Origin of the sequence: Chryseobacterium metallicongregator (assembly GCF_031324065.1) — a bacterium.
GTDB classification, from domain to species: domain Bacteria; phylum Bacteroidota; class Bacteroidia; order Flavobacteriales; family Weeksellaceae; genus Chryseobacterium; species Chryseobacterium metallicongregator.
Genome location: NZ_JAVIXS010000006.1, coordinates 79,113 through 93,610, shown reverse-complemented (window position 1 = coordinate 93,610; position 14,498 = coordinate 79,113). Strand labels below are relative to the sequence as shown.

The following is a 14,498-nucleotide window of genomic DNA, read 5'->3' as shown; positions in this document are numbered from 1 at the left end:
ACCCCTCATTTACAGAGAGATTTTATCTTTAATTTTCATTCAGTATATCAAGAATAATGTGGCATCCTTCCCTGATTTCGTCCAAGGATAATGTAAGAGGCGGAGAGATTCTCAGGTATTCATTTCTATACAACTGCCAGAAAACAATAAGCCCTCTTTCCATACATTTTTTAGCTACTTCCAGCGTGTATTCGGGAGTTCCTAAGTTCACGGCAAGCATCAACCCTTTACCGTTTATATTTTTGATTTTAGGATGAACCAAAAGTTCTCTGAACAACTTTTCTTTTTCCTCTACTTCATTCATCAAACCGCTTTCCAGAACTTCTTTTAATGTGGCATAACTTGCTGCTGCAATTAAAGGGTTACCTCCAAAAGTGGTAATATGACCAAGTTTTGGTGAATGTGAAAGGGTTTCCATGATTTCTCTGGAACTCATAAAAGCTCCCACAGGAACTCCTCCTCCCATTCCTTTTCCCATTACCAGAATATCAGGAACGATTCCAAAGTGCTCAAAAGAGAATAACTTTCCAGTTCTTCCGAATCCCGGTTGTATTTCATCTAAAATCAAAAGTGCTCCTACTTCTTCACATCTTCTTTTTAATTTGATCAGATAGTCGTTATTTGGAACCAGAAACCCTGCCGCTCCTTGAATGGTTTCAAGGATAACACAAGCCGTCTTCTCTGTAATCTTATCAAAGTCTTCTTCATTGTTAAATTCAATAAAAGAAACCATTGGTAATAAGGGACGGAATTCTCTCTTGTGAGTTTCATTTCCTGAAACACTCAAAGCCCCATGAGTATTTCCATGATAAGAGTTTTTAAAGGAAACTATTTCTTCTCTTCCGGTATATCTTTTAGCCAGTTTTAAGCTTCCATCAATAGCTTCTGCACCACTATTCACAAGGTAAGTAACTTCCAGTGGATCCGGAGTAGCTTCTGCAAGCAGTCTGCATAATGCGATAGGTTTTTCCTGTGCATATTCTCCGTAAACCATTACGTGAAGATATTTATCGGTCTGCTCTTTAATAGCATTCACTATTTTAGGGTGCGAATGCCCCAAAGTATTGGCAGAAACTCCTGCTACAAAGTCAAGATATCTTTTTCCGTCTGTACCATAAATATAGCTTCCTACTGCTTTCTCTACTTCAAAACCAGCAGCAAACTTGGTGGTTTGAGCCTGATATATAAAAAAATCTTTATGCATTTCCATTGTCTCCAAAAATTTCAGCAAAGCTATAAAAGATTCATTAAACGCTGAAATTAATCCACAAAAAAGACCAGCGTTTACTGGTCTTTTATATTACTTTCTGGTTCGTTTAGGTTTTTTAGCTTCTTCTTTGGCTTTTTCGTCGTCAATTGCTTTCTGTGCTTTATCGAATAGCTCACTATCAGCTGTATATTGTATTTCTTCGTTATTCGGGCTATCTACAAGGATATCCTGCCATTTCCGGATTCTGTCTTTTGTATTCCAGTTGAAATCCGGGAATTTTCTTTTCGAAGGTTCTATCATACTCATCGGATAAGTATCTGAAGCAGCTCCAATACTACACGAAATAATCTGGAGTGCTCTTTCTTCAAACAATGCTCCGATAATTCCACAGGTAGAAAGCGTAATTCCTATTCTTTCCGGTTTCTTGGTTTCCTGATCAGTATCATCAACATAAACTATGGACTGGGCGTTTCCAACTACTCTTGCTTCTTTAATCGCATTGTTTTCATAATATACCGTCATGAATTTTCCTTTCACCTGATTGAATTCGTCTTTCAGCGTAAGTGAGTCTACTTTACTGATGGCAAAGGCATTCCCGATTACTTTTAGAGAGTCAATATCTTCTGTTTTGGTATTAAAGTAAGCTTCCACTTTATCTCCCGTAACCTGTTTTTCGCCGCTCCAAAGAATCGGGTTGGTATACATATGCATAATTCCGTCTGTTTCATTGAAGGCAATGGAATCTGCTCTTCCTTGTGCATTGGATTTAAAAATACGGGCTTTTTTGAAAGCTCTCAGATAGCTTTTTTTGACTTTGATATCTAATGTGTCCGGTCTTTGATAAGAGATAATTTTTTCTGCGGCAAAATAAATGGAATCCTTTTCCATTACTTTTACTGCGTAAGGATTTTTCGTCATCATTGCGGAGTCTTTTTTCTCAAAAATTTCTCCGTAACCTCCTTTTATATATCTTCTTTCGATAGGATCATCAAGGGTTACATTTCCTGTTGCTTTACCAAATCCTGAAATCTGATTATAGTACATATCATCACCGGTAAGGATTTTTTCATTATAATAGATCCTGGAGTTTTTGGTTAGAAAAGCCTCTTTGGAATCCATTCTATAAGTTCCTTTTTCCGTATAGATTCTGTTTCTTGGATTGGTTTTGCTGGTAATGGTTGTAGGACCAAGAAAATCAGCAATTTTTGTATTTTGATTCTGCTTGATGTTAGGTCCTTCTATGATATACTGAGGGGTTTCAATTTTTACATTTCCTGTAAGATCCACCACTCTTGTATTGAGAAAATAGGTTCCTACTTTGGCATAGGTTACATTCTGACCGTCAGAAATTGTCCCTCCCGTATTAAAATAAGCCTGATTAGCCAGCCTGTCATAATACAGAATATCTGTTTTTATGGTTTGTTTTGGATCAGTCAGAACCACATTTTTTCTGGCAACACCTTTCTGGGTATTGGCATCATATTCCATTTCTCCTGCCGTGATTACGGAACCATCGGTATTTTGAAGCCTTGTATTTCCGATCGCTTTTACAAAGTTCTCTTCATTATACAAAACGACTTCATCTGCTGTAAGAATAGAGCCTTGGTGTTCTATCTGAACATTTCCGGTAAAGTACTGATTCCCGTCGTATTTTTCAGGGCTTTTCTTGATCTCGTCCGCATGGATGATCTTTACTTTATCTTCAGGTCTCACCTGTTTAGGCTGAGCTGGTGAAGGAGCCTGCAAATAAGGGTCTCTCTTCACAGGTGTTTTATCCTGCGCAAAGTTGAGCGTAGAAATAAAGATTAACAGAAAAAGGGCTATTCTCATTAATTAGTCATTCTTAGTGCCATAGAAATATAGCGAATGAGAATCAATTTTTACGCCAAATGCTTCTTCAATGGCTTCTTTGATTCCTTGGATTCTTGGGTCACAGAATTCAATAATTTCTTCAATTTCTTTATCAGAGTCTTTTTTGTAGATCACCAGGTGGTCATGCTGTTTGTCAAAATAAGACTTTTCATAAGATGAAGAGGTCAATGTCTTTTCTCCGAACTGATGCTTACGGATTAAGCCTGCATCAAGGAAAATTTCAATCGTGTTGTAAATAGTTGCTTTGGAAACATGATATTTTTTCTGCATCATCAGAAGATACAGATCATCAACGTTAAAGTGATGATCCATATTATAAATCTCTTCCAATATCGTATATCTTTCAGGTGTGTTTCTGAACCCTTTTTCTAATAAGTAGTTTCTCAAAACATCCTTGATCAAAGCTATATTTTTTTCTTTTTGTATTGTATCCATTAAAAAAATTATCTACAAATTTATTGAATTTTATTTAAATAGATAGTATGGTTAAATACGAGTGGCTAGGAGTTGTGACGGAAATACCCGGACTGCTCGATCTTATTATCATAAACTGTTAATTCTGTAATCGGTGCAGATTCTACCTCTACGTTATGTGAAGATACTCCCCAAGCCTTAAAGTCATCACTTCCGATATACTTCACAAAGTTGTAAATGTTAAGAGTAATCTTCTGTTTAACAGTTAAAAGAATATCGTTGATATAGGTGTTATCTATGATCACATATTTAAGATCCGGTGGTATATCATGAGCTCTTAAAGATGGGTGGCTGCTTCTTGAAGGAATGGTTCCGTCTGCCATTAAATCTTTAAGAACCATATTGAAATAATCGTTGATTCTTCGGTCTACTTTAAATCCTAAAAGGAAGTTGATTTTATATACGGTTCCCGGAAGAATCTCGTCTACGGTATATCTGAAAGTATATGGATCTTCCTGGTTTACGATGCTCAGGATGAAATAATGATCTGCTCTTTTCGGTTGTTTTTTGATGATGGAATAGATAATTTTGGATTCCACTTCATCATTTCTCTTAGCTCTGCTCAGATAAGCCAGATTGGTAGCATATTTCGGAATGGTTTCGTCCAGTTTCATGTCTTTAAGAATAGACACATATTTTTCTATTTTCACAAACTGGATAAATCTTGTTTTGATCAGTCTTCCGTTATACCATGCATACATAGAAACTCCGATAGAACCTGCCAATACAACAGTGATCCATCCACCTTCCATGAATTTGATGATGTTGGCACTGAAGAAACCTAATTCGATAGCCATATAAACCATTGCGAACACCAGAATCAAGACCTTGCTTACTCTGTGTTTCAGGAGCCAGAATACCAATAGAACTGTGGTCATCAACATCGTTACGGTAATGGAAAGTCCGTAAGCCGCTTCCATTTTTCCTGATTCTCTGAAATGCAGCACAACAATAATACAAAGGATAAGAAGTCCCCAGTTAATTCTTGGGATATACATCTGTCCTTTAACTCCAGAAGGATAATCAATTTTCTGATTAGGCCAAAGGTTAAGAGACATTGCTTCTGAGAATATGGTGAAAGAACCTGTAATTAATGCCTGGCTGGCAATAATTGCAGCAGCTGTTGCCAGAATTACTCCCGGAATGATCATCCACTCTTCCATAATTCCAAAGAAAGGATTCACTACAGAAAACCCAGGTTTGTTATAATTGGTTAAAAGCCACGCTCCTTGTCCAAGATAGTTAAGAATAAGCATAATCTTAACGAATGCCCAGCTTATTCTGATATTTTTAGCACCACAGTGTCCTAAATCAGAATACAGTGCTTCTGCTCCGGTTGTACAAAGGAAAACAGCTCCTAAGATCACAATAGCACTCGGAGAGTTCACAATAAGCTTGTAAGCATAATAAGGGTTGAAAGATCTTAAAATCTCAAAGTTTTCACTTAAATGCATTACACCTAAACCTCCTAATACCAGAAACCAAACTACCATTACAGGACCAAAAAATTTCCCGATAAAGCTGGTTCCAAACTGCTGCACCACAAAAATAGCAATCAGGATTCCAATGGTGATAGGTACAACAGGAGTGTGCGGGTTATAAATTTCAAGTCCTTCAATAGCTGACATTACCGTCAGTGATGGTGTAATGACTCCGTCTGCAATAAGGGCTGCAGCACCAATGATTGCAATGAGGTACAACCATCCTTTCTTAAGGTTTCTTACCAGTGAAAACAAAGCAAGAATACCACCTTCACCTTTGTTATCTGCTCTCAAAGCAATGATCACATATTTTATTGTGGTCTGCAGGGTAAGAGTCCAGATAATACAGGAAAGAGCTCCTTCTATGTATTCATTGAAAGGCATATTGCTCCCTTGGGATCTTGCATTCACAATTGCTTTCATTACGTAAAGCGGAGAGGTACCAATATCTCCAAAAACAATTCCTAGAGACACTAAAACTCCTATGAAGGAAAGTTTCTTTATGTCGAAGTGGTAGCCATCTTCTGTAACTTCTGCCATATCAGCTTAATTTATTTTAAAGGCGCAAATTTATACTAATTTTATGACGTCAAGAATTTTTCTTCATGAATATAATAAATGAAAAAACTTCCTTTCGGAAGTTTTTCTCTATAACTATTTTACGTACATCGCTTTTTTGATTTCCTCTTTTACTTTTTCAAGTTTAGGGAACCATTCTGCAAATAATGCAGCAGAGTAAGGTGCAGGTGCATCAGGAGTAGTAATTCTCTTGATAGGAGCATCTAAATAATCAAATGCTTTTTGCTGTACCATATAAGTAATTTCAGAAGAAATAGAAGCAAATGGCCAAGCTTCTTCTAAAATAACCAATCTGTTTGTTTTCTTAACGGAAGCTAAAACAGTATCAAAATCCAGAGGACGAACTGTTCTAAGATCGATAACTTCTACAGAGATTCCTTCTTTCGCCATATCTTCAGCAGCCTGTAAAGCCAGCTTCATGATCTTACCGAAAGAAACTAAAGTAACGTCTGTACCTTCTCTCTTGATATCTGCTTTTCCTAATGGTAAGTAGTATTCTTCTTCAGGAATTTCCATTTTATCTCCATACATCTGCTCAGATTCCATGAAAATAACCGGATCATTATCCTGAATTGCAGTTTTCAACAACCCTTTCGCATCGTAAGGATTTGAAGGTACTACTACTTTAAGGCCGGGAATGTTTGCAAACCAGTTTTCAAAAGCCTGAGAATGGGTAGCACCTAATTGACCTGCAGAAGCTGTAGGACCACGGAAAACAATTGGGCAATTCCATTGTCCACCACTCATCTGACGGATTTTAGCCGCATTATTGATAATCTGATCAATTCCTACTAATGAGAAATTGAATGTCATATACTCTACAATTGGTCTGTTACCATTCATCGCAGCACCCACAGCAATTCCTGTAAAACCAAGTTCTGCAATTGGGGTATCGATTACTCTTTTAGGGCCAAACTCATCCAGCATTCCTTTTGAAGCCTTATAAGCACCATTGTATTCTGCCACTTCCTCCCCCATTAAAAAGATGGATTCGTCTTTACGCATTTCCTCGCTCATTGCCTGTGCAATTACCTCACGAAAAGTATATTCTGCCATATTTATTCGAAAAATTTAGACTACAAAAATAGTGTTTTTTTATTATACACATCATAAAAACGCTCTTCATTTCCATGAGAAGTCATAATATTAACTGTATTTAAAATTAATTTTCCTTCTTAAATGCTTCCTTTTTGTGGCTTTTTTATGTTCCGAAGAATTTTCACAGAATTTTTATCCACAAAAAATGACATCCCATTTCTGAAATGTCATCTAAAATTCTATTTAAACTTATATTAATTAGCTTTCTCCCAAACTTGGGTTCTTCCTAATAAAGATAATCCTAAGTATCCTCTTACGTTTAGTTTATCACCGCTTCTTGTAATGGTACATTTATAAGTTTTTCCGGTTTTAGGATCAGTAATTGTTCCTCCGGTGAACTCATCGCCGTCTTTTTTCAATCCTCTGATGATCTCCAATCCTAAAATTGGTTTTCCCTTTCTGTCATCTTTACAAGCTGTACAGTTTGGATCAGCTGGTTTTATCAATAACTGAGAAACTTTTCCATAGTATTTCCCGTCTGATTTTTTGAATACCTCAACAATAGATTTTGCCTGTTTTGTCTCATCATCTATCGTTTTCCACTTACCTTCTATCTGTGCAAATGTAAGTACACCACATAAAGAAAGAGCGAACGTTAACAATATTTTTTTCATATTTCTTATAGTTTTAATTTTATACAATATTCTTATCTACGTATTGATAAAAATATAAATTAATTTTCAACGAACAAAAACTTTTATTATACAAAGCATAAAGAGCTAAAGAAAAACAGAAATGCTAATTCTCAGTTAAGCGTTTTTAATACAGTTTCCTGTTAATAACTCTATCCATATAATCCTGATACCAGGCCTTTGCAGTTTTCTTTCCTTGTTCTATTTCTGGATTTTTAACCTCATTCATGATATTTTTTTCAAGGCTAAGATCAGATTGAGCATAGACTCCGATGATTTCTTTTCCATCAAAGCGGTAAATATAATTTCCAATCATGAACTGATCCGTACTTCCATCTGAGTTGACGACAATGAAAGGATATTTTTTATCACTCACCAAACTTCTTCCCCAGCTTCGGATAGGTTTGTTATACCCGATAAGATCTGCCAGTGTAGGATAAATATCCGCCTGTTGTGCAATTTCCTGGCTAACACCTTTTAACTGATAGGCAGGATTCGGAGAATAGAAAACCAACGGAACGGCATAACGGTTCATGGCTCTTTCATATTCAGGATAATAGACCTGATTGGTATGATCTCCCGTGAAAACAAAGATGGTATTGTTGTACCAAGGTTGCTTTTTAGCCGTTTCAAAATATTTTTTGATCGCATAGTCTGTATACTGCATCGGCTCATGGATTTCAATTTTTCCTTTTTTAAATTTCCCGTTATATTTTTCAGGGATCTTAAAAGGGTGATGAGATGATGCCGTAAATACAGTCGTCATAAAAGGTTGTTTCTTTCCTACATTCTTAGCGAAATACTGAAGGAAAGGTTCGTCCCAGATCGCCCACATTCCGTCAAAATCTTCATCATGATTGTATTCTGTTTTCCCGAAATAATGTTTAAATCCTAAGATATTTCCGAAACCAAGGAATCCCATAGAACCATTTGGGGCACCATGATAAAAAGATGTATCATAGCCAAGGTCATTACATACAGAAACAATAGACTGAATTTTCTGATTGGAATACGGAGATCCTGTAAATGCATCGGTAAGACTCGGAATTCCGGCCAACACACTGCTCATCCCATGAATAGACTGTCTTCCGTTTGCAAAAGTATTCGGAAAAATAAGACTTTGCCCAGCCAGACTATCCATAAACGGAGTGTAAGAAACGTAGTCTTTGATATTTTTATCTTTATTGAAAGCTCCCGAATATTCTCTTCCGAAAGATTCTACAATGAAAATAACAATATTGGGACGGTTCTCCACTTTTCTGTCGTATACTTTATAAGGCTGTACATAATCTTCAATATATTTTTCATCTACAAAATGAACTTCTTTAAAGTTATTGGTATTTAACGTCCTGAAAAAAGAGAATGTACTGTTGAGTACCATATTTCCCTGAAGTGGATTTGTCACAAAACGGGTTGCATCCACCATATTAATAGGTCTTGTACTATGTTTAAAATCGCCTCTGATTCCTCCTACAACCAACACCGCTGTAATACACAGTGTAAGAATGGAAGTGATAAAGTAAGGAAGCAGTTTCACAGGTTTTGTATTTTCTACTTTCACCCTTTTGTAAAGGAAAACCCATAAGATCATCAACACAACGTACCAAATTAGTACAAAAGGATGTTCTCCCACAGAGATCGTCAATGTTTTCGAAACATTGGATTCATGTTCTGCCACTTGAAATACTGCAGAAGTAAGCCTTGCCTGAGAAAATTTATAGTAAATAAAATCTCCGAAATTCATGGCATAAGCAATCCCGTTGGTAATGAAATACAGCCAGAAAAGAATCTTCTGAAAAACTTTCTTTGTATTGATGACCAATGGCAATAAACTCAAGAGGATAAATAACGCATTCACATATAAAATAGCCGTTGTATCGAAAGCTGTACCATGGAAAGCCAGCTTTATATATTCTGAAACAGAGTCAACTTTAATCAGATCTTTATTAAAATACCAGAATAAAAGCCTGGCTATCTGATAAAAAACATAGGCTAAAAAAATCCTGTAAACCAATGCCAGAACTTCCTGTTTTCTAAATCCTTTTAAAAATTTCATGGAGCAAATTTACATCAAAATCACTTTAATGCATTTTTTAGTTCAGATTATTTTGAGTTAGAATTTTTAAAAACTGTAATTTTGTGCTTATGGATTTTATAAAGAATAATCTGGCCAATGCCTTAACCCTGGCTAACTTATTTGCAGGTTGTGTAGGTGCAATACATTTAATTTTAGGAGATTATCAGACAACGGCAATCTGTCTTATCCTCTCTTCAATTTTTGATTTCTTTGACGGCTTTGTAGCCAGAGCTGTAAAATCAAACTCCAATCTGGGTCTTCAGCTGGATTCTCTTGCGGATATGGTGAGTTTTGGGGTAATTCCTGGACTTACGATGTATAAAGCACTCGAACCTTTTGGTACAGAACTGCTTGGAATGCATTTTCCGTTTGAGATCAAGTATCTGGGATTAATCGTTACCGTATTTTCCTGTCTGAGACTTGCCATTTTTAACCTGGATGAAGAGCAGCGTTATTATTTCAAAGGATTGAATACGCCTACCAACACCGTTTTACTGTTCGGTCTTTATTATGCCTTTAAAGAAACCGGAACTTTCAGCTTCCTGTTTGATAACGAATTGCTATTGGTTCTGCTGACTCTTCTTACGTCATGGCTTCTGATCAGCCCGATCAAGATGATGGCGATGAAATTTAAATCCAAACAATTAAAAGATAATTACCCTAAAGTTGTATTATTGGTGGGAGGAATTGCTATTCTTGCCTTATTCCAGATTGTTGGAATTCCAATGCTTGTTATTTATTATATATTGGTGTCTCTTATTTTTCAGGCACAATTAAAATAAACTCATTTAAATAAAACACGTTTCATATTATTAATAGTCAACATGAATTTAAAACTCCATAAACCACTTTGTATTTTTGATCTGGAAACCACAGGAACCAACATAGGAAAAGACAGAATTGTTGAAATCTGTATTTTAAAAGTAAATCCGGATGCTTCCAGAGAAAGCAAAACATGGCGTGTAAACCCGGAAATGCTTATTCCTAAGGAAAGCAGTGAGATCCACGGGATTTATGATGAAGATGTAAAAGATTCTCCTACCTTCAGAGACATTGCTTCTAAAGTAATGGAAATGATTACCGGCAGTGATTTGGGAGGATTTAATTCCAACCGATTTGATGTTCCGCTTTTGGCTGAAGAACTTTTAAGAGTAGGAATGGATTTTGATCTGAGTAAATTCAGACTGGTAGATGCACAGACTATTTTCCATAAAAAAGAGCCTAGAAACTTAGGTGCTGCTTACCAGTTCTACTGTGGAAAAACATTGGAAAATGCACACTCTGCAGAAGCTGATGTAATGGCAACATTTGAAGTTCTGGATGCTCAGGTTGGAAAATATGATGATATTCCGAATGAAATAGCACCGTTAAGTGAATTCACATTCCATAACAAGAATGCAGATCTTGCCGGATTCATTGGATATAATGAAAAAATGGAAGAAGTTTTCAACTTTGGAAAATATAAAGGTCAAGGGGTGAAAGCCGTATTCCAAAAAGATTTAGGATATTTCGGATGGCTTCAGAATGCTGATTTTCCGTTGTATACCAAAAAGGTTTTCACTAAGATTCAATTATCAAGTAGATTTTAACTATGTCTGAACTGGTTCGTTTTAAATTTTATGAAACTGCCCTGGAAGCCAACAGGGACAAGCAGATACTGGCCGAAAATGGTATCAATAGTTTCATTGCGAATGAGCAGCTTATCCAGTCGGATTGGCTTCTGTCACAGGCAGTAGGAGGTATACAGCTTCAGGTATTTGAAGAAGATGTGGAAAAAGCGAAGCAAATCCTGCAGGACTATAAAGACAATGAGCAATATTCATTGGAAGTGGAACACACTCTTGAAGAACCTGAGTTTGATTTTGTCTGTCCAAAATGTGGTTCCAACCATATTTACAGAGATGACAGTGCAACCAGCTTCTTTGGAATTTCATTTCTGACGAGTCACAAATTCAAATGTTATTATTGCGGAAATGAGTTTACGCATTAATATATTAGCAATTAATAGTATTTAAATGATCTACAAGATTACGTCGTTCCTTGCAATGACGAGATTAAAAAATATAATAAAAGAGTTATGAAAATAATCTGCATAGGAAGAAACTACAGTGAACACGCGAAAGAATTGGGAAATGAAATTCCTGAGAATCCTGTTATCTTTATGAAACCGGATACCGCTGTTTTAAAAGGAAATGATTTTTATATTCCTGAATTTTCCAATGATATTCACTACGAGCTTGAAGTGGTAATAAAAATTTCAAAAGGCGGAAAATACATTCAGAAAGAAACAGCACACAAACATTACGAAGAAATCGGTCTGGGAATAGATTTTACAGCCAGAGATCTTCAGAGCGAACTGAAATCAAAAGGGCTTCCATGGGAGCTTGCCAAAGGTTTCGATGGTTCGGCTGTGGTAAGCAGTTTCTTTAAAAAAGAGAACTTCAGCCTTGAGAACCTTCAGTTTTCATTATTAAAAAATAAAGAGAAGGTACAGGATGGCAATACGAAAGATATGATGTTCAACTTTGATGATATTGTAGCTTTTACCTCTCAGTATTTTACTTTAAGAGTAGGTGACCTTATTTTCACAGGAACTCCAAAAGGGGTTGGAAAGGTAGAAGAAAATGATATTCTGGAAGCTTACCTTGAAGAGGAAAAAATCCTTGATATCCGAATATTATAAGTATTTAACATCAAAGTCTGACAAATTTTTCCTATCTTTAGGTAACAAAATTAGAGGTTATGATAAATATTGTATTACCCGTAGATTTTGGGGACAAGACAGACCAATTGGTAGACGGTGCCATAAAATTTGCAAAACAGCTTAACGGCAGAATTTACCTGATCCACGTAGCACCATCAGATATTGGCTTTGCCATTGGTGATATGGGATTTCAATATTTTCCTGAAGTGGAAGCCAACGAAATCAGAGAAGAGCTGGTGCAGCTTAATAAAATTGAGCAAAGAATCATCGGCCATGATATCGATTGTGAGCACCTTTTAAAACAGGGACTTGCCAAAGATATTATTCTGGAACATGCAAAGGCAAAAAATGCAGATTATATTGTGATGGGATCACATGGCAGAAGCGGAATTTATGATGTATTCGTGGGAAGCTTAACGAAAGGAATTACGAAAAGTTCAAGTATTCCTGTGCTGGTACTTCCAATTCACGACTAAGCAAAAGAAATTTTAATCGTTAGTAATAAAAAAACCGATCAAAGCATAATGTTTGATCGGTTTTTTACTATATAACCAATTAATTAACCTTCTTTTTTGTAGATATTCGGATCGTAGTAAGGATTCTTACCTTCCGTTGGAGAATAATAGTCTTTGTCTTTGTCACCACCTAGTGTAACCACCAGTACGTAGCACCAATAAGTAAATAGTACACAGCAAACTATAAATAGAATCCAGTTTAAAACATTTCCAAACGCATCAAAGAAACCGAAAGTCCATTTGAAAACTTTGCTTAAGAATAGAAAGAAAGACGTCATTATTTTCCTTTTTTAAATTAACTTTGTACAAATTTATAAAAAATGTTTAAATTACTTTCAAAAGAAAGCAATATTTTTTCAATTCCTGTTTATATTGGTTTTCTTCTTTTAGTAGTCGTAATATTTAACATACTGAATTTCAACACTTACGAAGCTATAGTTGCCGGAATAACTTTTCTGGGAATTGCTTTGGGATATTTTTGTTTTCACAGTATTGCTCTTAATTATCAGACCCATCTGCCCTTATTTTTATATACCTTTTTTATTTTCGGGTTATATCCCGGAAATCTGGATATAGGAATTGCGGTTTCTCTGCTTACCAACTCTTTTCTTATTCTGCTTCTGACCAGTGCAGATGAAGATATCAGGAAAAAGTCCTATGTATTGGTGGGATCTATTGTAGCCCTGAACTTTATTTTTCTTCCTACAACATGGCCGATGGCTGTTTTTGTTATCATCCACGTGATTGCAACTTCTGCCAAAATTACCCTGAACCTTTTCAGGTTTCTATTGGGAATTGTTTTGATTACATTCAGTTATTTTTCTGTCATGTATTTTGTTCAGTTCACGTCATGGAATATTGATTATTTTCCGTTTGGAAGGATGAAACCGGTAACAGATTACACGGAACTTCTGCCGTTGATCCCTGTAGTTCTGATGCTTATTTATGCTGTATATGACCATTTTAAAAATTACAACAAGAAAAGTCCGATAAGTAGGTATAAATATACTTTCCTGCTGGTCTTTTCTGTAGCGCAGCTTGTTTCCATCATTTTATACATGAATAAAAGCTATGAATATCTGCTTCTTCTGGCATTTCCTTCTAGTATTATTCTGAGCAGAATGATGAGATTTTTACCTAAATACTGGATGCGTGAAGCCAGTGTATGGGTTATTATTATTAGTTTACTGACCTTTAAAGCAGGTACAGTTTTTGATTTATTTTAGAAAATTATGATTCAGATAGACGATAAATTGATTTCAGAGGAAATTTTTTCCGAAGAATTTGTTTGCAACCTTACAAAATGTAAAGGTGCATGTTGTGTGGAAGGAGATGTGGGAGCTCCGTTGGATAAAAACGAGCTTGAGATATTGGACAGTATTTTTGATAAAATAAAACCTTACCTTACTCAGGAAGGAATAAAAGCTCTTGAAGAACAAGGGACATGGACTACTGATCCACACGACGGAATGTATGTTACTCCAATGGTGGAGAACCGCGAATGTGCTTATGTAACCTTTGATGAAAAAGGAATTACGAAATGTGGTATTGAAAAAGCGTATGAAGATGGTGCCGTGGACTGGCAAAAACCAATCTCCTGCCACCTTTACCCAATCCGTGTTACGGAATATTCTGCATTTACGGCATTGAATTATCATGAGTGGAATGTATGCAGTGATGCCTGTACCCTTGGAAAAGAGCTTCAGGTACCTGTCTATAAATTTTTAAAAACTCCACTGACAAGAAAGTATGGTGAAGAATTTTATACTGTTCTGAGCGAAGCTGCTGAAGAATGGAAAAAAGAATATGGTTCTTAACCGATACGTATTTGAATAAAATAATAAAAACCGCTGAGA

The 14,498-nt window shown here is 36.0% G+C and carries 15 protein-coding genes; 7 read left to right on the top strand and 8 right to left on the bottom strand.

Going from position 1 to position 14,498, the window contains the following annotated elements; all coding sequences use genetic code 11:
• Positions 1-28: 28 nt before the first annotated feature.
• The 7 genes from REB14_RS08960 to REB14_RS08930 all read right to left on the bottom strand — a co-directional run bounded on the left by REB14_RS08960 (position 29) and on the right by REB14_RS08930 (position 9,402).
• Positions 29-1,204, bottom strand: a complete 1,176-nt coding sequence (locus tag REB14_RS08960) for an aspartate aminotransferase family protein (RefSeq protein WP_309522252.1) — start codon at positions 1,202-1,204, stop codon at positions 29-31.
• Between the two features lie 96 nt (positions 1,205-1,300).
• A complete protein-coding gene (locus REB14_RS08955; protein ID WP_079242997.1) occupies positions 1,301-3,040 on the bottom strand; it encodes an OstA-like protein in 1,740 nt (579 codons plus the stop codon).
• A 3-nt stretch (positions 3,041-3,043) separates the two neighbouring features.
• Positions 3,044-3,517 (bottom strand): Fur family transcriptional regulator, encoded by a 474-nt coding sequence (locus REB14_RS08950; RefSeq protein WP_002976876.1) that lies wholly within the window; start codon positions 3,515-3,517, stop codon positions 3,044-3,046.
• Positions 3,518-3,582: 65 nt separating this feature from the next.
• Positions 3,583-5,577, bottom strand: a complete 1,995-nt coding sequence (locus REB14_RS08945) for a KUP/HAK/KT family potassium transporter (protein ID WP_079242998.1) — start codon at positions 5,575-5,577, stop codon at positions 3,583-3,585.
• Between the two features lie 114 nt (positions 5,578-5,691).
• Entirely contained in the window at positions 5,692-6,672 is a 981-nt protein-coding gene (locus tag REB14_RS08940; RefSeq protein ID WP_034696867.1) for a pyruvate dehydrogenase complex E1 component subunit beta, read from the bottom strand.
• 236 nt (positions 6,673-6,908) lie between these two features.
• Complete coding sequence (locus tag REB14_RS08935) at positions 6,909-7,328, bottom strand: DUF2147 domain-containing protein (RefSeq protein ID WP_079242999.1); 420 nt, start codon at positions 7,326-7,328, stop codon at positions 6,909-6,911.
• Positions 7,329-7,473: 145 nt separating this feature from the next.
• The gene (locus REB14_RS08930) at positions 7,474-9,402 is read right to left on the bottom strand and encodes an LTA synthase family protein (protein ID WP_309522004.1); all 1,929 of its coding nucleotides are present in this window, start codon (positions 9,400-9,402) and stop codon (positions 7,474-7,476) included.
• A gap of 89 nt (positions 9,403-9,491) precedes the next feature.
• On the opposite strand from REB14_RS08930, the gene REB14_RS08925 reads away from it, so the two are divergent.
• The 5 genes from REB14_RS08925 (at position 9,492) to REB14_RS08905 (ending at position 12,603) form a co-directional block, all read left to right on the top strand.
• On the top strand, positions 9,492-10,205 hold the full coding sequence (locus REB14_RS08925; RefSeq protein WP_079243001.1) for a CDP-alcohol phosphatidyltransferase family protein: 714 nt from the start codon (positions 9,492-9,494) through the stop codon (positions 10,203-10,205).
• A 42-nt stretch (positions 10,206-10,247) separates the two neighbouring features.
• Entirely contained in the window at positions 10,248-11,012 is a 765-nt protein-coding gene (locus REB14_RS08920) for a 3'-5' exonuclease (RefSeq protein ID WP_079243002.1), read from the top strand.
• 2 nt (positions 11,013-11,014) lie between these two features.
• Complete coding sequence (locus REB14_RS08915; RefSeq protein ID WP_079243003.1) at positions 11,015-11,413, top strand: putative signal transducing protein; 399 nt, start codon at positions 11,015-11,017, stop codon at positions 11,411-11,413.
• An 87-nt stretch (positions 11,414-11,500) separates the two neighbouring features.
• Positions 11,501-12,106, top strand: coding sequence for a fumarylacetoacetate hydrolase family protein (locus REB14_RS08910; protein WP_309522003.1), 606 nt, complete (start codon positions 11,501-11,503; stop codon positions 12,104-12,106).
• Positions 12,107-12,165: 59 nt separating this feature from the next.
• Entirely contained in the window at positions 12,166-12,603 is a 438-nt protein-coding gene (locus REB14_RS08905) for a universal stress protein (protein WP_034696860.1), read from the top strand.
• 83 nt (positions 12,604-12,686) lie between these two features.
• On the opposite strand, the gene REB14_RS08900 is transcribed toward REB14_RS08905, so the two are convergent.
• Entirely contained in the window at positions 12,687-12,920 is a 234-nt protein-coding gene (locus REB14_RS08900) for a DUF6341 family protein (protein WP_034696859.1), read from the bottom strand.
• A 42-nt stretch (positions 12,921-12,962) separates the two neighbouring features.
• On the opposite strand from REB14_RS08900, the gene REB14_RS08895 reads away from it, so the two are divergent.
• Positions 12,963-13,868, top strand: coding sequence for a DUF6427 family protein (locus REB14_RS08895; RefSeq protein WP_034696858.1), 906 nt, complete (start codon positions 12,963-12,965; stop codon positions 13,866-13,868).
• A gap of 6 nt (positions 13,869-13,874) precedes the next feature.
• Positions 13,875-14,459: a DUF3109 family protein gene (locus REB14_RS08890; protein ID WP_034696856.1), complete on the top strand. Its 585-nt coding sequence runs from the start codon at positions 13,875-13,877 to the stop codon at positions 14,457-14,459.
• Positions 14,460-14,498: the final 39 nt, after the last annotated feature.